A 207-nucleotide genomic window follows, 5' to 3' on the forward strand; every position below is an offset into this window, starting at 1 on the left:
CTGAGCGTATGGCCGGAGTTAAGGGTAGCTGATGTTAAGCTGCCGTTATTATCAATAATGGTTCCGCTGCCAGAAGAGACAGTAATAGCGCTCGCTGTTACCCCTTCAATATCAAGAGTGCCAGAACTCACTGTAATGCTATTGGCTGTGCCGCAGCTGGAGACAATTTGAATGCCGCAGGTGAGGATTACGTTCTCGGTGATTGCT

At 48.8% G+C, this 207-nt stretch carries 1 protein-coding gene; it reads right to left on the reverse strand.

What is annotated here, in order from left to right; all coding sequences use genetic code 11:
• The coding region (locus KB213_RS12755) for a hypothetical protein (RefSeq protein WP_211683643.1) at window positions 1–207 on the reverse strand (207 nt) is incomplete at both ends.

Source organism: Neokomagataea anthophila (assembly GCF_018122595.1).
Classification (GTDB): Bacteria; Pseudomonadota; Alphaproteobacteria; order Acetobacterales; family Acetobacteraceae; genus Gluconobacter; species Gluconobacter anthophilus.